15 protein-coding genes are annotated in these 17,516 nt (G+C 73.5%); 7 read left to right on the top strand and 8 right to left on the bottom strand.

From position 1 onward, the window contains the following. Positions 1-123 precede the first annotated feature (123 nt). On the top strand, positions 124-1,002 hold the full coding sequence (locus ACFC02_RS36495; protein WP_376366524.1) for a chaplin: 879 nt from the start codon (positions 124-126) through the stop codon (positions 1,000-1,002). Between the two features lie 118 nt (positions 1,003-1,120). Here ACFC02_RS36495 and ACFC02_RS36500 read toward each other — a convergent pair whose 3' ends face one another. Then, the gene (locus ACFC02_RS36500; RefSeq protein ID WP_037859559.1) at positions 1,121-1,309 is read right to left on the bottom strand and encodes a DUF5703 family protein; all 189 of its coding nucleotides are present in this window, start codon (positions 1,307-1,309) and stop codon (positions 1,121-1,123) included. 47 nt (positions 1,310-1,356) lie between these two features. Here ACFC02_RS36500 and ACFC02_RS36505 point away from each other — a divergent pair, with 47 nt between their 5' ends. Beyond that, a complete protein-coding gene (locus tag ACFC02_RS36505; RefSeq protein WP_376366526.1) occupies positions 1,357-2,127 on the top strand; it encodes a hypothetical protein in 771 nt (256 codons plus the stop codon). Between the two features lie 128 nt (positions 2,128-2,255). On the opposite strand, the gene ACFC02_RS36510 is transcribed toward ACFC02_RS36505, so the two are convergent. Continuing rightward, positions 2,256-4,739: a helix-hairpin-helix domain-containing protein gene (locus tag ACFC02_RS36510; RefSeq protein ID WP_376366528.1), complete on the bottom strand. Its 2,484-nt coding sequence runs from the start codon at positions 4,737-4,739 to the stop codon at positions 2,256-2,258. Next, complete coding sequence (locus ACFC02_RS36515) at positions 4,736-5,719, bottom strand: aldo/keto reductase (RefSeq protein WP_376366530.1); 984 nt, start codon at positions 5,717-5,719, stop codon at positions 4,736-4,738. Before ACFC02_RS36515 ends, ACFC02_RS36510 begins: the two co-directional genes overlap by 4 nt. A 174-nt stretch (positions 5,720-5,893) precedes the next feature. Between ACFC02_RS36515 and ACFC02_RS36520 the strand changes: the two genes are divergently transcribed. Then, the gene (locus tag ACFC02_RS36520; RefSeq protein WP_376366532.1) at positions 5,894-6,949 is read left to right on the top strand and encodes an LLM class F420-dependent oxidoreductase; all 1,056 of its coding nucleotides are present in this window, start codon (positions 5,894-5,896) and stop codon (positions 6,947-6,949) included. 426 nt (positions 6,950-7,375) lie between these two features. Here the strand turns inward: ACFC02_RS36520 and ACFC02_RS36525 are convergent, their stop codons facing one another. Next, positions 7,376-8,377: a magnesium and cobalt transport protein CorA gene (locus ACFC02_RS36525; protein WP_376366533.1), complete on the bottom strand. Its 1,002-nt coding sequence runs from the start codon at positions 8,375-8,377 to the stop codon at positions 7,376-7,378. A gap of 61 nt (positions 8,378-8,438) precedes the next feature. Between ACFC02_RS36525 and ACFC02_RS36530 the strand changes: the two genes are divergently transcribed. The 4 genes from ACFC02_RS36530 (at position 8,439) to mshC (ending at position 12,016) form a co-directional block, all read left to right on the top strand. Further along, entirely contained in the window at positions 8,439-9,125 is a 687-nt protein-coding gene (locus ACFC02_RS36530) for a histidine phosphatase family protein (RefSeq protein WP_376366535.1), read from the top strand. A gap of 79 nt (positions 9,126-9,204) precedes the next feature. Further along, entirely contained in the window at positions 9,205-9,795 is a 591-nt protein-coding gene (locus ACFC02_RS36535; protein WP_360965726.1) for a DUF3090 domain-containing protein, read from the top strand. Next, entirely contained in the window at positions 9,759-10,598 is an 840-nt protein-coding gene (locus tag ACFC02_RS36540; RefSeq protein WP_376366538.1) for an SCO1664 family protein, read from the top strand. Before ACFC02_RS36535 ends, ACFC02_RS36540 begins: the two co-directional genes overlap by 37 nt. 188 nt (positions 10,599-10,786) lie before the next feature. Beyond that, positions 10,787-12,016 carry a cysteine--1-D-myo-inosityl 2-amino-2-deoxy-alpha-D-glucopyranoside ligase gene (gene mshC / locus ACFC02_RS36545; RefSeq protein WP_376366540.1) on the top strand — a complete coding sequence of 410 codons (1,230 nt, stop codon included), beginning with the start codon at positions 10,787-10,789 and terminating at the stop codon, positions 12,014-12,016. 82 nt (positions 12,017-12,098) lie between these two features. Here the strand turns inward: mshC and ACFC02_RS36550 are convergent, their stop codons facing one another. The 4 genes from ACFC02_RS36550 to glpK form a co-directional block, all read right to left on the bottom strand. Beyond that, complete coding sequence (locus ACFC02_RS36550; protein WP_376366542.1) at positions 12,099-13,163, bottom strand: PAC2 family protein; 1,065 nt, start codon at positions 13,161-13,163, stop codon at positions 12,099-12,101. Between the two features lie 190 nt (positions 13,164-13,353). After that, positions 13,354-14,025 (bottom strand): FadR/GntR family transcriptional regulator, encoded by a 672-nt coding sequence (locus ACFC02_RS36555; RefSeq protein WP_376366544.1) that lies wholly within the window; start codon positions 14,023-14,025, stop codon positions 13,354-13,356. Between the two features lie 203 nt (positions 14,026-14,228). Then, positions 14,229-15,845 (bottom strand): FAD-dependent oxidoreductase, encoded by a 1,617-nt coding sequence (locus ACFC02_RS36560; protein ID WP_376366545.1) that lies wholly within the window; start codon positions 15,843-15,845, stop codon positions 14,229-14,231. An 18-nt stretch (positions 15,846-15,863) separates the two neighbouring features. Beyond that, positions 15,864-17,402, bottom strand: a complete 1,539-nt coding sequence (glpK, locus tag ACFC02_RS36565; protein ID WP_360965708.1) for a glycerol kinase GlpK — start codon at positions 17,400-17,402, stop codon at positions 15,864-15,866. Positions 17,403-17,516: the final 114 nt, after the last annotated feature.

Here is a 17,516-nt window from a genome sequence, read left to right on the forward strand (position 1 = left end):
CCATGCGCTCCGGGGCCGACCGGTTTTCGCGCGCGGCCGTGACGGTGACGGTGCATTTCCCGCCCGTTCGCGAAGAGCGCGTTCCGGAAGCTTCGAAAAGGTCGAGAGCAGGGATTCAGCAAAATGCGACAGGTCACCCGCAAGGGCCTGATGACCGTGGCCGCCGCCACCGGCGTGATCGCCGCGGCGAGCGGTGCCGCGTACGCCGACGCGGGCGCCGCCGGCGCGGCGGCCGGCTCGCCGGGCGTGCTGTCCGGCAACACCGTCCAGGTGCCGGTGCACGTGCCCGTGAACGTCTGCGGCAACACCGTCAACGTCGTCGGGGTGCTCAACCCGGCGGTGGGCAACAAGTGCGCCGATGTCGGTGGCGGCGGTGCCTCCGGCCACGGGCACGGGGGGAAGGGCCACGGCGGGAAGGGGCACGGCGGCCCCGGCGGTGGCGCGCAGGCCGGCGGGCACACCGGGGGATCGCCGGGCGTCGGCTCCGGCAACACCGTCCAGGTGCCGGTGGACGTCCCCGTGAACGTCTGCGGCAACAGCGTCGACGTGATCGGCGTGGGCAACGCGGCGCTGGGCAACACGTGCGCGAACACGGGCGGCGGAAACCACATGCCTCCGGGCGGCGGCCACGGCAACCCGCCCGGCCACCCGGGTCACCCAGGTCACCCCGGTCACCCGGGTCACCCAGGTCACCCCGGCACTCCGGGTACCCCCGGTCACCCCGGCACGCCCGGTCACCCTGGCACGCCTGGTCACCCCGGCACGCCCGGCACCCCCGGCCACCCGGGTACGCCCACCATTCCGCCCGCCCCGGGAGGCCGGACGCCCGGCGGGGCGGTGCACGTCAACCACCCCGGCACGCAGACCGTCACCGCACCCCGCGGCAGCGGTCAACTCGCCCACACCGGCAGCGAACTGCCCCTGGGGCTCGCCCTGCCGGTCGGCGCGGGCGCGCTGCTGGCGGGTGCCGTGCTGTTCCGCAGGGCGCGCGCCTCGGCCTGATCCGGCAACCGGCGCCTCACCCCCGGTAGTCGGGCAGGGGAGCGTCCGGTGAACGGTCACGCGCGCACGACCCAGCGGGCCCCGCGTCGGCGGGGCCCGCTGGGCCGGGAGCCTCAGCTCACCACGTGGCTCGCACCTGGCGGATGATCCGCCGGCGCAACCGCACCCTGCGGCTGCCGTCGCGCAGCAGGCTCAGGCGGTACAACTCCCAGTGTCCGTACTCGGCGTGGTCCGTCAGCAGACGCGTCGTCTCCTTGCGGGACACCCCGCGCGGGACGAACACGTCGACAAATTCGTATTCCGGCATCGCATCTATTGTGCGGGCTGGGGCCCGGTACGGATAGCGTCTGCACTATGTCTGATGCTGCGCAGCCCACCGCTGCCGAGGTACGCGCCGCCGCCGAGGCGGTCAAGACCGCGCTGGACCGTCACCTGGCGGCGGTCGAACGCAGGTCGGGGGACGACGACCCGGCCGTCTACGAAGCGTTCAACCAGCTGGCCGCGGCCGCAGAGGCGTACGACGAGCTGCTCTACGACCACTACGACGAGGTCACGCCCTTCGAGATCCCCGGCGACGACGCGCTGCCGCCGTACACCGGCCCCGAGGAGCCGAACGCGATCAGTGTCCTGATCCGCCGCGACTACGCCGTGGCCGAGCCGCAGCGGCTGCTGGCCCAGGCCGGGCGGGTGGAGGCCGCGGACGCCGAGACGGGCACCGGCATGGGCGCGGGCACCTCCGACACGGTGCACGGGGCGCTCGGTGTGCTGTTCGGCGAGTTCGAACCCGACGAGATCGCTTCCCGGCACAAGGAGTTCGGCCTGGAGGAGGCCGACTCCACCCTCTGGGTCACGGCGGCCGACGAGCCCGCCGATCCGGGCGACTGGCTCGAATCACCGTTCGATCAGGTCGACCCGGAACGTGTGGTCTGCCGTTTCGACGTCAGCGCGGTCTTCGACGACGAGCTGGACGAGGACGAGGACGACGACCTGGCGGGCGACGAGGAGCCGGCGGACGACGAGGACGCCGACGACCTCGAATCCGACCTCGACGAGGACGACCTCGGTTCCGGCCTCGACGAGCAGGACGACGAGGACCTGGAGCCACTGGACGCGACCGACCGCTGACGTGCCCGGGCCTACCGGGGTGCCGGGTCCCGCCCCGGTCACAGCACCAGCGAGGGCCAGTACCGGGGCCCGCCCTGGGCCTGCCGCCACTGGGGCCGGGGCCGGGACCCGCCCTGGCAGGCCTGCCGCTACCAGGACTGGGGCCGGGACCCGTCCTGGGCCTGCGGGGCCAGCAGCGCGGGCAACCGTGTCGTGCGCGGCTTGGCCGGAACCTCGGCCACGGCCCTGGGGAGCGCCTGCTCCATACCGTGCACCACCGACAGGTGGCGCTCGGCCCGGCCGAACGCGGTGTAGACCCACGGACGGCTGAGCGCCTGCGCGGCGTCCCCGGGCAGCACCACGACCGCCGCGGGCCACCGGCCGCCCACGGCCTGGTGCGCGGTCAGCGCCCACCCGTGCCGTACGCAGCCGTCCACCCGTTCCCTCGGGACGACCACCGGCACGCCCGCGCACGACAGGTGCAGTCCGTCGGCGTCGGCCTTCACCACCTGGCCGGGCAGCGTGCGGCCGGGGGCGGGGGAGTAGGCGACACGGTCGCCCGGGTCGAAGCCGCCGAAGCGGCCGGGGCCCGGATTGAGCCGTTCCTTGAGGGCCGCGTTGAGCACGCGGGTGCCCGCGGCGCCGCCGTGCCCCGGCGTGATCACCACGGTCTGCTCGGCCGGGACGCCGATCGCCCGCGGCACCGAGTCCGCGACGAGCTGCACGGCGCGGTGCACGGCCTCGCCCGCGTCCCGTACCGGGACGATCACGACTTCCTTGCCCGGCGCCTCCACCTGGTTCAGCTCACCGACGCCGATGCCGGAGACCAGTTCGCCCAGGGGACCGGGGTCCGGCACCCGCGAGGCGACGTGCGGGCAGATCCGCGCCGCCAGCAGGTCCGCGAAGACGCGCCCGGGGCCCACGGACCACAGCACCGCGGGGTCTCCGGCCAGCACCAGCCGGGCGCCGTCCGGCAGTGACTCCACGACCAGCGCCGCCGTCTCGACGTCCAGCTGGGGCGCGTCGAGCACGACGAGGAGGTCCAGGTCGAAGGCGCCGTCCGCGTCCCGGCCCGGCCCCTCGGCGCCGGACAGCAGCCCGGCCACCGTGACGGCGGCGGGCCCGTCCGCCTCGGCGAACGCGCCCCGTCCGAGCGGGCTGTGGGTGGCGGCCCACGCCCGCAGCCCGAGACCGCGCGCCTCCCGGAGCAGTCGCGCCGCCTCGCAGCGGGAGGCCTCCCCGCCCGTGTGCAGCACCAGGCCGTGCCGCGCGACCGCTCGGATCAGCTCGGCGGTGGAACCCCGGGCCGCGGCGGCGGACCGCTCCCAGGCCTCGGCCGGGCCGTCCTCCTTCGGTACGGAGTTGACGATCCGTGCCAGGCCGTCGGCGAGGCTCTCCTCGGCGAGCGCGTACCGCTCCAGGCCGACGAGGACGCGCACCGGACGCCGCTCGCCGGCCTCCCCGTCGGCTTCGTCCTCGGCTTCGTCCTCACCGGCGCCTCCGGCAGCCGGCGCCCCCGGTTCGTCCAGCGCGTCCTGGAACACCAGGGCCTCGCCCTCCGCGAGCGCGTCCCGCAGGGCGGCGTCCGGGTCGGGCACGCCCCGCTGGGCCAGCGCCGCGGTGAGCGCCGGCGCGTCGAGCGAGGTGTGCCCGGCGAGTGCCGCCTGCTCCAGGAGCCAGACCGTGAAGGCCCGGCCGCGCCGCTCGTCGGCGGGCCCGCACTCCGCGCCGAGCAGGGCCCGGGCGAAGCCGTCGGCCTGCTCGGGCCGCACCCCGGGGACGCGGAGCAACTGCCAGGGGTCGGCCCGCAGACGGTCCTCGGCGCTCTCGCCGAGAGCCGTGGCGACCGCGAGGGCGAGCGCCTGCGGGGCACCGCCCTCGCTCAGCACCCGGCCCACGGCCTCGACGGTCCCGACGGCGGGAGCCGCGGGCGCGCGGGCCGCGTCGACGGGGGTGGGCGCCGGTCGCCGCACCGGCTCCGGAGCGGGCCTGCGCCGTACCGCCTCCGGCTCCGGCTCGGCGAAGACGGCGGCCGCGGGTTTCCCGCCGCTCTCCACGGCCCGCACCGCGGCGAGCAGATCGGCCGCCCGGCCGCTGAGCTTGGTCCCGCTCTCGATCGGCGCCGCCTTCTCCGCCTTGCGCCGCTCGATGCGCTCCCGCTCGATCCGCTGCGCGGCGATCTCGGCCTCGGCCTCGGACACCTGCCGTGCGTCGTCGGGTCCGTCGTGCTGCCCGCTGTCGGGGTCGGCCTGCCGTGCGTCGTCGGGTCCGTCGTGCTGCCCGCTGTCGGGGTCGGCCTGCCGTGCGTCGTCGGGTCCGTCGTGCTGCCCGCTGTCGGGGTTGCCCTGTCGTGCGTCGTCGGAGCCGTCCTGCGTCCCGGGCCCCGGTTCGGCTCCGTCGCCGCTTCGACCGGCTCCGGCTCCGGCCCCTGCTTCCGTCCCGCCGGTGTCGTCGGCGCCTTCAGCGCCCGTGTCCGCTCCGTCCGCCCGGTCCGTGCCGCCGTCGCCCGCGTCGGCACCCTGCACCTCGGTGCCGGCCGGGTCCGGGCCCGCGCTCCCCGGGTCCGGGACGCCGTCCGAGGTCCCCGGCCCGGTGTTCTCCGTGGTCTCCGGGGTCTCCGGCTCCGTGCTCACAGCGTGCTCCAGTCGTGATCGGGATAGCGGTGCACGGGCGCCGACACGTCGTCGAGCGCCCGGCAGATCTCGTCAGGAAGACTAAGGGTCTCCACTGACAATGCGGCCGTGAGCTGCTGCGCCGTGCGCGCGCCGACGATCGGGGCGGTCACGCCGGGCCGGTCCCGGACCCAGGCGAGCGCGACCTGGAGCGGGGTCACCGCCAGCCCGTCCGCCGCCGTGGTCACCGCGTCGACGATGCGGCCGGCCGTGTCGTCCAGGTACGGCTCCACGAACGGTGCCAGGTGCTCCGAGGCGCCCCGCGAGTTCGGCGGCAGGCCGTCGCGGTACTTGCCGGTCAGCACGCCCCGGCCCAGCGGCGAGGAGGGCAGTATGCCGATGCCGAGGTCGAGCGCGGCGGGCAGCACCTCACGCTCGACGCCCCGTTGCAGCAGCGAGTACTCCATCTGCGTGCTCGCCAGCCGGGTCCGGGTGCCCGGCGCCGCCAGTTGCCAGGTCGCCGCCTTGGCCAGCTGCCAGCCGCAGAAGTTGGAGACCCCGGCGTAGCGCACCCGGCCGCTGCTCACGGCCAGGTCGAGCGCCTGGAGGGTCTCCTCCAGCGGCGTGTACGGGTCGTACGCGTGCACGTGCCACACGTCGATGTAGTCCGTGCCGAGGCGGGTGAGCGAGGCGTCCAGGGCCGCCAGCAGATGACCGCGGGAGCCGTCGAAGCGGCGGTCGGGGTCCGGGACGCTGCCCGCCTTCGTCGAGACGATCAGGTCGTGGCGGGGGACGAGCCCTTCCATGAGCCGCCCGAGCAGGTACTCGGCCTCTCCGTCGCCGTACACGTCGGCCGTGTCGACGAGGGTGCCGCCCGCCTCCCAGAACGCTTTCAGCATGTCCGCGGCGTCGTGCTCGTCGGTGTCCCGGCCCCAGGTGAGGGTGCCGAGGCCGATGCGGGACACGCGCAGGCCCGTACGGCCGAGATGCCTCTGCTCCATGAACGCCGAGATTACTGGCCACGGATGCGGCGTGGGTGACCTGTGGACAACCCGCCCCCGCCCGTCCGGCGCCGGACGAGGCGGCCGTCACACCCGCCGCGATCTGCCGCACTGCCCGGCCCCGCGCTAGGGTCTCCCGCACAGGCACGTTACTCATGGGTAAGGGGATTGGGCATGCGGCTCGGGATCAACCTCGGCTACTGGGGTGCCGGCATGGACGCGGACAACCTGGCCGTGGCGCAGGAGGCGGACCGGCTCGGTTACGACGTGTGCTGGGCGGCGGAGGCCTACGGCTCGGACGCGGCCACCGTCCTCACCTGGGTCGCGGCGCAGACCGAGCGCATCGACGTCGGCTCGGCCATCTTCCAGATCCCCGCTCGGCAGCCCGCGATGACGGCGATGACCGCGGCCACGCTCGACTCGCTGTCCGGCGGCCGGTTCCGCCTCGGGCTCGGCGTCTCGGGCCCGCAGGTCTCCGAGGGCTGGTACGGCGTCAAGTTCGACAAGCCGCTCGCCCGCACCCGCGAGTACGTGGAGATCGTCCGCAGGGCGATGACCCGCGAACGGCTGACGTACGACGGCGAGCACTGGACGCTGCCGCTGCCCGGCGGCCCCGGCAAGCCCGTCAAGCTCACCGTGCACCCGCAGCGCGAGCACATCCCGCTCTACATCGCCGCGATCGGCCCGAAGAACCTTGAGCAGACCGGCGAGATCGCCGACGGCGCCCTGCTCATCTTCCCCTCCGCCGAGCACCTGGAGGAGACGGCGATCCGCCACCTGCGGGCCGGCCGCGAGAAGGCCGGGCTGTCGCTGGACGGCTTCGACGTCTGCCCGACGGTGCCCCTCGCGCTCGGCGACGACAAGGACGTCCCCGCGCTCGCCGACACCTTCCGCCCGTACACGGCGCTGTACGTCGGCGGCATGGGCAGCCGCAAGCAGAACTTCTACAACCAGCTCGCCCGGCGCATGGGGTACGAGAGCGCGGCGGCGGAGATCCAGGACAAGTACCTGTCCGGAGACAAGCAGGGCGCGGCGGCCGCCGTACCCGAGGAGCTGATCGACCGGACGACGCTGCTCGGTTCTGTCGACCGGATCGCGGACCGGATGCAGGCCTACGCGGCCGCCGGTGTCACCACCCTGACCCTCGCCCCGGCGGGCTTCACCCTGGACGAGCGGCTGGCCTCGCTCCGCGCCGGCACCGAGGCCCTGGAGCGCGCCGGGCTCGCCTGAGGCGGCGGGGCGGCACAGGCGGTGGGCTTTCCGCGGCCGTGGTGGGGGCTCGGGGGGATCTTCCCCGCCACGGCCGTCACGGGGAACAACGCGCCGGAGCCCGCCGGGTTACGCCCCGCGCGCCGGTATCCGCTGCCCCGTTCGGCGCAGCCGGCCCCCGCCCGTGTTGCGCCGCGCCCGTGCCCGCACCTGACTCGTCCCCCTGCGGCGGTCGGGCGCTTTCGGCGACCCGGCGCTTCCGGCGGCCCGGCAGGGAGGCGGCCCACGATGCTTCCGCCGAGGAGCCCGAGCAGCGCGACACACTCGGCGGCCCCGCGTCCCCCGCCCCGGAATACGCCTGACCGCCCCGCGTACGCCTGACACTCCCGAGTACGCCGGAGCGCCCCCGCGCGGGGGGTGCCCCCAAGCGCCCCCCGGAGCGCGCCCTCACAACCACTCCCGCCGTTTGAACTGCCGGTAAAGCAGCACCTCCAGCACGGCCATCACCGCGATCACGGCCGGGTAGGACCACAGCCAGTGCAGCTCGGGCATGTGGTCGAAGTTCATGCCGTAGATGCCGGCGATCATCGTGGGGATCGCGGCCATGGCCGCCCACGCGGAGATCTTCCGCATGTCGTCGTTCTGCTGCACGCTGGTCTGTGCCAGATGCGCGGAGAGGATGTCGGAGACCAGGCGGTCCAACCCCTCCACCGACTCGTTCACCCGGGTCAGGTGGTCGCTGACGTCCCGGAAGAAGGGGTGCGCCGAGTCGTCCACGAACGGGACGGTCGCGGTGAACGCGCCCACCCCGGTGCCGCCGAGGCGGGACATCGGCAGGGCCAGCGGGCCCGTCGCGCGCCGGAACTCGGTGATCTGGCGCTTGAAGTTGTAGATCCGGGACGCGGTGTTCCGCGAACCGCCCCGGTCGGGCGAGAACACCTCCGCCTCCAGCTCCTCCAGGTCCGTCTGCAGCTCGGTCGCCACGTCCAGGTAGTGGTCGACGACCGAGTCGGCGATCGCGTACAGCACGGCCGTCGGACCCTTGCCGAGCATCTCCGGCTCCTGCTCCAGCCGGTGCCGTACGCCCGCCAGCCCGTCGCCCTCGCCGTGACGCACAGTAACGACGAACGAGTCACCCAGGAAGATCATGATCTCGCCGGTCGAGACGGCGTCGCTCTGCGGCTCGTACGCCACCGGCTTGAGCACCGCGAACAGCGAGTCGTCGTAGACCTCCAGCTTGGGCCGCTGGTGCGCCTTCAGGGCGTCCTCGACCGCCAGCGCGTGCAGCGCGAACTCCTGGCTGACCAGGTCGAACTCCTGCGCGGTCGGCTCGTGCAGCCCCACCCACACGAAGCCCCCGGCCGCCCGTGCCTCGGCCAGGGCGTCGGAGAAGTCCTCCGGGCCCTCCGTGCGGTGCCCGCCGCGGTAGATGCCACAGTCGACGATCACGGAGCGTGTTCTCCCTTCGCCCGGCCCACGCCGGGGCCGCGTATACCCCTACCCTGGCCGCATGCCCACGCTGATCCTCCTCAGGCACGGACGTTCGACCGCGAACACCGCGGGACTGCTCGCCGGCTGGACACCCGGCGTCGCCCTCGACGAACGCGGCACCGCGCAGGCCGCCGCGCTGCCCGGCCGGCTCGCCGGGCTGCCGATCGCCGAGGTGGTCACCAGCCCGCTGCAACGCTGCCAGGAGACCGTACAGCCCCTCCTGGACGCCCGCCCCGGCCTCGGCGCGCACACCGACGAGCGGATCGGGGAGTGCCACTACGGCGACTGGTCCGGCCGCAAGCTCGCCGAACTCAAGGACGAGCCGCTGATGGAGGTCGTCCAGGCGCACCCGTCCGCCGCGGCCTTCCCCGGCGGCGAGTCCCTGCGCGCCATGCAGACCCGCGCCGCCGAGGCGGTGCGCGAGTGGAACGCGCGCGTGGAGCGCGACCACGGCGCCGACGCGGTCTACCTGATGTGCTCCCACGGCGACATCATCAAGTCCCTCGTCGCCGAGGCGCTCGGGCTCCACCTCGACCTCTTCCAGCGGATCTCCGTCGAACCCTGTTCGGTCACCGCGATCCGCTACACCCGGCTGCGGCCCTTCCTCGTGCGCCTCGGCGACACCGGCGACCTCGCCTCGCTGGCGCCGCGCGAGGAGCCCGCGGGCGGCGACGCACCGGTCGGGGGCGGCGCGGGCGCACCGTGATCGTCGGCCGCAGTAGGGTGAAGCGGTCGCCCGCGACCCACAGATTCCGTCGTTTTCCCGATCCCCATGGAGACAGGACGTGTCCCGTCAGGTGTTCCTCTACGACCTCCCGGACCGTTTCGTGGCCGGTACGGTCGGACTGCCCGGACGCCGTACGTTCTTCCTCCAGGCCACGGCCGGCCCCCGGGTGACCAGCGTGGCCCTGGAGAAGACCCAGGTCGCCGCGCTCGCCGAACGCATGGACGAACTGCTCGACGAGGTCGTGCGCCGCAGCGGCGGCAACGCGGCCGTGCCCGCGGTCGCCCCCACCGAGATCTCCGACACCGGCCCGCTGGACACCCCCGTCGAGGAGGAGTTCCGGGTCGGCACCATGGCCCTGGCCTGGGACGGCGAGGAACAGCGCATGATCGTCGAGGCCCAGGCCCTCGTCGAACTCGACGCCGAGTCCGAGGAGGACCTCGCCGAGGCGGAGGAGCGGCTGCTCCAGGACGAGGAGAACGGCCCTCCGATGCTGCGGGTCCGGCTCACCGGCGCGCAGGCGCGGGCCTTCGCCAAGCGCGCGCTCGACGTCGTCAACGCCGGGCGGCCGCCGTGCCCGCTGTGCAGCCTCCCGCTCGACCCGGAAGGACACGTATGCCCGCGCCAGAACGGATACCGCCGCGGGGCGTGACGCCCGGCCAGGGCCCCGCCGAACTGCTCGCCCGGGGCGAGCTGACCGTGCGCGGCCGCATCCGTGAGGCCTCCAACGCGGCGCTCCTGTGCACCGTCGCGTACGAGGGCCGCCAGGCGTCCTGTGTCTACAAGCCGGTCGCCGGGGAACGCCCGTTGTGGGACTTCCCCGACGGCACCCTGGCAGGCCGCGAGGTCGCCGCCTACGAGGTCTCCGAGGCGACCGGCTGGGGCCTGGTGCCGCCCACCGTGCTGCGCGACGGCCCGTACGGCGAGGGCATGGTCCAGCTGTGGATCGACGCGCAGGCCGAGGGCTTCGACACCGAACTGCTCGCCCTGCTGGACGCGGAGGAGCCGGGGCCCGGCTGGAAGGCGATCGGCTTCGCCGAGGTCGGCGAGGACCGCACCGCGCTGCTGGTGCACGCCGACGACGAGCGGCTGCGGCGGCTGGCAGTCCTGGACGCGGTGATCAACAACGCCGACCGCAAGGGCGGCCACCTGCTGCCCGCCCCCGGCGGCCGGCTGTACGGCATCGACCACGGCGTCGCCTTCCACGTCGAGAACAAGCTGCGCACGCTCCTGTGGGGCTGGGCGGGCGAACCGCTGCCCCAGGAGGCGCTGTGCGTCCTCAAGGGCCTCAGGGACGCCCTGGGAGAGGGCGGCGGCCTCGCGACCCGGCTGACCGCCCTGATCTCTCCCGCGGAGATCGACGCCACCCGCGCGCGCGTGGACGCCCTCCTCACCACCGGCGTCCACCCGGAACCGTCGGGCGAATGGCCGGCGATCCCCTGGCCGCCGGTCTAGCGCCGGCGGGGCGGGGCAGCGCACCCGTGGCCCCCTCCGCGCGCCCCCGTGCGCGACCCCCGCACACCCCCGGCAAGGCACCCCCGGCGCATGCGCAGCACACGCCTCGCGATCCCGCAAGAACGCCTTACCGGCCATCTGCGAGATCCGGTTCGTAGACGGGACCGCGGTCCGGTTACGCTCATGACATGCATGCCTGGCCCGCTTCCGAGGTCCCCGCCCTGCCTGGTCAGGGCCGCGACCTGAGGATCCACGACACCGCGACCGGGGGCCTCGTCACCCTCGACCCCGGTCCCGTCGCCCGTATCTACGTCTGCGGCATCACGCCGTACGACGCGACCCACATGGGTCACGCGGCGACCTACAACGCGTTCGACCTCGTGCAGCGCGTGTGGCTCGACACCAAGCGGCAGGTCCATTACGTCCAGAACGTGACCGACGTCGACGATCCGCTGCTGGAGCGGGCGCAGCGCGACGACGTCGACTGGGTGACGCTGGCCGAGCAGGAGACGTCCCTGTTCCGCGAGGACATGACCGCCCTGCGGATGCTGCCGCCCCGGCACTACATAGGCGCCGTGGAGGCGATACCCGGCATCGTCCCGCTGGTCGAGCGCCTGCGCGACCTGGGCGCTGCCTACGACCTCGACGGGGACGTCTACTTCTCTGTCGAGTCCGACCCCCACTTCGGCGCCGTCTCGCACCTCGACGCCGCCGCGATGCGGCTGCTGTCCGCCGAGCGCGGCGGCGACCCCGACCGCCCCGGCAAGAAGAACCCGCTGGACCCCATGCTGTGGATGGCGGCCCGTGACGGCGAACCCAGCTGGGACGGCGCCTCCCTCGGCCGTGGCCGGCCCGGCTGGCACATCGAGTGCGTGGCCATCGCCCTCGACCACCTCGGCATGGGCTTCGACGTCCAGGGCGGCGGCTCCGACCTGGCCTTCCCGCACCACGAGATGGGCGCCTCGCACGCCCAGGTGCTCACCGGCGAGTTCCCCATGGCCAAGGCGTACGTCCACGCCGGCATGGTCGCGCTGGACGGCGCGAAGATGTCCAAGTCCAAGGGCAACCTCGTCTTCGTGTCACAGCTGCGGCGCGACGGCGTGGACCCGGCCGCCATCCGGCTCGCCCTGCTCGCCCACCACTACCGCTCCGACTGGGAGTGGACCGACCAGGTGCTCCAGGACGCCGTCGCGCGGCTGGACCGCTGGCGCGCGGCCGTCTCCCGGCCCGACGGCCCGTCCGCCGAGGCGCTCGTGGAGGAGATCCGCGACGCCCTCGCCGACGACCTGAACGCCCCGGCCGCGCTCGCCGCCGTCGACCGCTGGGCCGCGCTCCAGCAGGAGCGGGGCGGCACGGACGCCGGCGCCCCGGGCCTGGTCTCGCGCGCCCTGGACGCCCTGCTGGGCGTGGCCGTCTGACCCGTACGTCCGGCCCTCGTACGGACATCACCCGTACGCACGTCAGGGGCGGTGCGCGAGCCGCGCACCGCCCCTGATCCGTTCACTGCTCCGGGTCGGACGAACCGGGTGCGCCCGGCGGGTCGTCTCCCGGCTCGGCGCCCCCGCCGTTCCCGTCGTCCGCGTCGTTCCCGGCGTCCGCGCCGTCGGTCTCCGCCTCGGAGCGCGGCGGCTTCGGCGGCCGGGTGCGCCCGCCGGGGCCGTCCCGCAGGAACGAGCCGCCCTCGCCGCCGTCCGCCGTCGCGTGCCCGCCGGCGGAGGGGCCGCCGCCGTCCCGGCGCCGCAGGTACCGCTCGAACTCGCGGGCGATCGCCTCGCCCGACGCCTCCGGCAGCTCCGCGGTGTCCCGGGCCTCCTCCAGCGTCTGGACGTACTCGGCGACCTCGGTGTCCTCGGCGGCCAGCTGGTCCACGCCCACCTGCCAGGCCCGCGCGTCCTCCGGCAGCTCGCCCAGCGGGATCCGCAGGTCGAGCAGGTCCTCGAGACGGTTGAGCAGCGCCAGCGTGGCCTTCGGGTTGGGCGGCTGCGACACGTAGTGCGGGACCGCGGCCCACAGGGAGACCGCCGGGACACCCGCGTGCGTGCAGGCCTCCTGAAGGACGCCCACGATGCCCGTCGGGCCCTCGTACTTGGTCTCCTCCAGGTCCATCCGGCGGGCCAGGTCCGCGTCGGACGTCGTCCCGCTGATCGGGACCGGGCGCGTGTGCGGGGTGTCGCCGAGCAGGGCGCCCAGGACGACCACCAGCTCCACGCCCAGCTCATGGGCGAAGCCGAGCAGTTCGTTGCAGAACGAGCGCCAGCGCATGGACGGTTCGATCCCGCGCACCAGGACCAGATCGCGCGGTTTGTCCCCGCCGATCCGGACCACCGACAGTCTGGTCGTCGGCCAAGTGATCTTCCGCACACCGTCTTCCATGAACACGGTGGGGCGGTTCACCTGGAAGTCGTAGTAGTCCTCGGCGTCCAGCGCCGCGAACACCTCGCCCTTCCACTCCCTCTCCAGATGCGCGACCGCGGTGGAGGCGGCGTCGCCGGCATCGTTCCAGCCCTCGAACGCGGCCACCATGACCGGGTCGATCAGCTCGGGAACCCCCTCGAGCTCGATCACCCAGCGCCTCCTTCCGACGTGCCCTCGCTTGACCCACCAACCTTACGGCGTTCGACGGGGGCGACCGCGACCCCCTTGCACGGGGGAGTGAACGCATCACTGCCCCGTCCGAGGCACTCGAACACACATGATCGTCTGCGTGTCCCGCCCCGCCCGGAGCGCCGCCCACACCTCCGACGGCTGCCCGGCGTCACAGCGTCGAGCGCAGCCACTGCTCGACGCTCGCGATGTGCACCGTCGCCCAGGAACGGGCCGCCTCGGCGTCCCGGTCGCGCAGCGCGCCGAGGATCGCCCGGTGCTCGCGCAGGGTGCGGCCGACGGCGTCCTCCTGGGTCAGGCCGCGCCAGATCCGGGCCCGCGTGGTGGGCCCGGACAACCCGTCGAGCAGGGAACACAGCACCGAGTTGCCCGAGCTGCCCACGATGCCCCGGTGGAACTCCAGGTCGGCGGCGACCAGTTCCTCCACTGACGGACTGCCGCCGAGCGCGTCCAACTGGGCGTCCAGCGCGCTCAGTCGCCGCTCGTCGATGCGCGAGGCGGCCAGCGCGGTCGCGGCCGGCTCCAGGATGCGGCGCACGGCCAGGAACTCCAGCACCGTGTCGTCGCGGTGGAAGTCGACGACGAAACTCAGCGCCTCCAGCAGGAGTTGCGGGTCCAGGCTGGTGACGTACGTGCCGTCGCCCTGCCGCACGTCCAGGATCCGCATCAGCGACAGCGCGCGCACCGCCTCCCGCAGGGAGTTGCGCGACAGCCCCAGACCGGCGGCCAGTTCGCTCTCCTTGGGCAGCCGGTCGCCGGGCCGCAGCGCGCCGGAGACGATCATCCCCTTGATCTTCTCGATCGCCTCGTCGGTCACTGCCATGCTCGGCCTCCTGCCGCCCCGGGGACACGGGATGTCTCAAGACATGGGATGTCTCGCCGGCCATTATGCGACCGGACCCCCGCGCCACGGCCCGGGCAGAACTCCCGGACAGACGGCGGCAGGCGGCGGCGGGCGGCGGGGGTCCCGTACTGCGGTGACCGCCCCCGCCGCCCGCCCGCGGCACGCCTGTCCGCCGGCGCTGCCTACTTCCCGTCGAGCACGTCCTGGACCTTCGCGCGGACCTCGTCCGTGGCCAGGCCGCGGATCGTCAGCGTCGTGCGGCGGCGCAGCACGTCGTCGGGGGTCTCGGCCCACTCGTGGTCGCGGGCCCAGACGACCTGTGCCCAGATCTCCGGGGCGTCCGGGTGGACCCGCTCGCCCAGCTCCGGGTTCTCGTTGGCCAGCCGGGCGATGTCCAGGGCCAGCGAGCCGTAGTGCGTGGCCAGGTGCCGGGCGGTGTCGGCGGCCATGCGCGGGCCGGGCGCCGGGCGGTCCACCAGCAGCCGGTGCGCGACCGCGCGCGGGTTGGCGATGCCCGGCAGCGGAAGCTTCTTCGGCAGCGTGGAGATCGGCTCGAAGTCGTCGCCCAGCGGGTGACCCGGCAGCGACTCCAGCTTCTTCATCACGGTGCGCCCGATGTGCCGGAACGTCGTCCACTTGCCGCCCGCGACGGACAGCATGCCGCCCTTGCCCTCGGTAACCACGGTCTCGCGCTTGGCCTTGGCGGTGTCGCCGGGGCCGCCGGGCAGCACCCTCAGGCCCGCGAACGCGTAGGTGATCAGGTCACGGTCGAGCTGCTGGTCGCGGATGGAGAACGCGGCCTCGTCGAGTATCTGGGCGACGTCCTTGTCGTTGACCGCGACGTCGGCCGGGTCGCCCTCGTACTCCTCGTCGGTGGTACCGAGCAGCAGCATGTCCTCCCAGGGGAGGGCGAAGGTGATGCGGTACTTGTCGATGGGGGTCGCCAGCGCGGCCTTCCACGGCGCGGTGCGCTTGAGGACCAGGTGGGCGCCCTTGGACAGGCGGATGGACGGCGCCGCGTTCGGGTCCTCCAGCTTGCGCAGGTGGTCGACCCACGGGCCGGTCGCGTTCAGCACCAGCCGGGCGTCCACCCCGAACTCGTCGCCGGAGAGCCGGTCCTTCAGCTCGGCGCCGGTGACCCGTCCCTTGGTGAAGCGCAGCCCGGTGACCTCGGCGTGGTTGAGGACCACCGCGCCCGCCTCGACGGCCGCGCGCACCGTCATGAGCGCCATGCGCGCGTCGTTCATCTGGTCGTCGCCGTACACGGCCACGGCCTTGAGGTTCTCGGTGCGCAGCTCGGGCACGTCCTGCGCGGCCTTCGCCGGGCTGAGCAGGTGGCCCACGCCGTCACCGAACGCGGAGAGCGCGGAGTAGGCGAACACGCCCGCCCCGAGCTTCGCCGCGCCGTGCGGGCCGCCCTTGTACACGGGGAGGTAGAAGGTGAGCGGGTTCGCCAGGTGGGGGGCCACCTGGCGGGAGACCGCACGGCGCTCGAAGTGGTTCTCCGCCACCAGCTTCACCGCGCCGGTCTGCAGGTAGCGCAGACCCCCGTGGAGCAGCTTGGAGGAGGCGGAGGAGGTGGCGCCGGCCCAGTCGCCGGCGTCGACCAGGGCCACCCTGAGGCCGGACTGCGCGGCGTGCCAGGCGGTGGAGATGCCCAGGATGCCGCCGCCGATCACGAGGAGGTCGTACGTCGCCTTGGAGAGCTGCTCCCGGGTCTCGGCCCGGCTCGGGTTCGAGCCGGAGGCCGGGTGCGTCCCCAGGGCAGGCACGGACTGCAGGGTGGACTGACTGGTCATGGTGGTTCTTACTCCTCGTCAGCTTTCTTCGGCGATCCAGCCCATGGTCCGCTCGACGGCCTTGAGCCAGCTCTTGTACTCACGGTCGCGGGTGTCCGCGTCCATGCGGGGGGTCCATTCGGCGGCCCGGCGCCAGTTCTGGCGCAGGTCGTCGGTGGAGGCCCAGAAGCCGACGGCGAGACCGGCGGCGTAGGCGGCGCCGAGGCAGGTGGTCTCGGCCACCATCGGGCGCACCACGGGGGCGTCCAGGAAGTCCGAGAGCGTCTGCATCAGCAGGTTGTTGGAGGTCATGCCGCCGTCGACCTTCAGCGCCGTCAGCTCGACGCCGGAGTCCTTGGTCATGGCGTCCGCGATCTCCCGCGTCTGCCAGGCGGTGGCCTCCAGGACGGCGCGCGCGAGGTGCGCCTTGGTGACGTACCGGGTGAGGCCGGCGATCACGCCGCGGGCGTCGGAGCGCCAGTACGGGGCGAACAGCCCGGAGAAGGCCGGTACGAAGTACGCGCCTCCATTGTCCTCCACCGACAGCGCCAGCGTCTCGATCTCGGCGGCGGTGGAGATCAGGCCCATCTGGTCGCGCATCCACTGCACCAGGGAGCCGGTGACGGCGATCGAGCCCTCCAGGGCGTAGACCGGCTTCTGGTCGCCGATCTGGTAGCCGACCGTGGTCAGCAGCCCGCTGTAGGAGTTGATGATCTTGTCGCCGGTGTTCATCACCATGAAGGTGCCGGTGCCGTACGTCGACTTGGTCTCGCCCTCGGCGAAACAGGTCTGGCCGAACAGCGCGGCCTGCTGGTCGCCGAGCGCGGAGGCGACCGGGATGCCGCCGAGCAGGTCGCCCAGCCGGCCGCCCTTGATCTCGCCGTAGACCTCGGCGGAGGAGCGGATCTCGGGCAGGATCCCCGTCGGCACGCCGATGGACTCGGCGATCCGCTCGTCCCACTCCATGTCGTGCAGGTTCATCAGGAGGGTGCGGGAGGCGTTGGTGACGTCGGTGACGTGCTGTCCGCCCTCGACACCGCCGGTCAGGTTCCAGATGACCCAGGTGTCCATGGTGCCGAAGAGGATGTCGCCCGCCTCGGCGCGCTCGCGCAGGCCCTCGACGTTGTCGAGCAGCCAGCGGGCCTTGGGGCCGGCGAAGTAGGAGGCCAGCGGCAGGCCGGTCTCGCGGCGGAAGCGGTCCTGGCCGACGTTGCGGCCCAGCTCGCGGCAGAGGGCGTCGGTGCGGGTGTCCTGCCAGACGATGGCGTTGTGGACGGGCTCACCGGTGTTCTTGTCCCACAGCACGGTGGTCTCGCGCTGGTTGGTGATGCCGATGGCCTTGATGTCGTCGCGGGTGATGCCGGCCTTCTCGACGGCACCGGCGACGACCTCCTGGACGTTGGTCCAGATCTCGGCGGCGTCGTGCTCGACCCAGCCCGGCTTGGGGAAGATCTGCTCGTGTTCCTTCTGGTCGACGGAGACGATCCGGCCGTCCCGGTCGAAGACGATGCAGCGGGACGAGGTCGTGCCCTGGTCGATGGCGGCGATGAACGGTCCGGCGGTGTGGGCGTCGGTCACTGTCTGCTCCTGAGGTCCGTGGATGCTCCTATGCTTGTCAAGCTGCAGGAGCGAGGTCGGTTTGGGTGATTCGTTCGGTTGGTGTGGCGGTCAGAGCGCGGTAGACCTCGCGGG

The organism is Streptomyces sp. NPDC056160 (assembly GCF_042268205.1).
GTDB lineage: Bacteria > Actinomycetota > Actinomycetes > Streptomycetales > Streptomycetaceae > Streptomyces.

Coding starts and splice junctions, on each gene's coding strand:
- ACFC02_RS36495 (WP_376366524.1), top strand. CDS start 124: ATGCGACAGGTCACCCGCAAGGGCCTGATGACCGTGGCCGCCGCCACC.
- ACFC02_RS36500 (WP_037859559.1), bottom strand. CDS start 1,309: ATGCCGGAATACGAATTTGTCGACGTGTTCGTCCCGCGCGGGGTGTCC.
- ACFC02_RS36505 (WP_376366526.1), top strand. CDS start 1,357: ATGTCTGATGCTGCGCAGCCCACCGCTGCCGAGGTACGCGCCGCCGCC.
- ACFC02_RS36515 (WP_376366530.1), bottom strand. CDS start 5,719: ATGGAGCAGAGGCATCTCGGCCGTACGGGCCTGCGCGTGTCCCGCATC.
- ACFC02_RS36520 (WP_376366532.1), top strand. CDS start 5,894: ATGCGGCTCGGGATCAACCTCGGCTACTGGGGTGCCGGCATGGACGCG.
- ACFC02_RS36530 (WP_376366535.1), top strand. CDS start 8,439: ATGCCCACGCTGATCCTCCTCAGGCACGGACGTTCGACCGCGAACACC.
- ACFC02_RS36540 (WP_376366538.1), top strand. CDS start 9,759: ATGCCCGCGCCAGAACGGATACCGCCGCGGGGCGTGACGCCCGGCCAG.
- mshC (WP_376366540.1), top strand. CDS start 10,787: ATGCATGCCTGGCCCGCTTCCGAGGTCCCCGCCCTGCCTGGTCAGGGC.
- ACFC02_RS36555 (WP_376366544.1), bottom strand. CDS start 14,025: ATGGCAGTGACCGACGAGGCGATCGAGAAGATCAAGGGGATGATCGTC.
- ACFC02_RS36560 (WP_376366545.1), bottom strand. CDS start 15,845: ATGACCAGTCAGTCCACCCTGCAGTCCGTGCCTGCCCTGGGGACGCAC.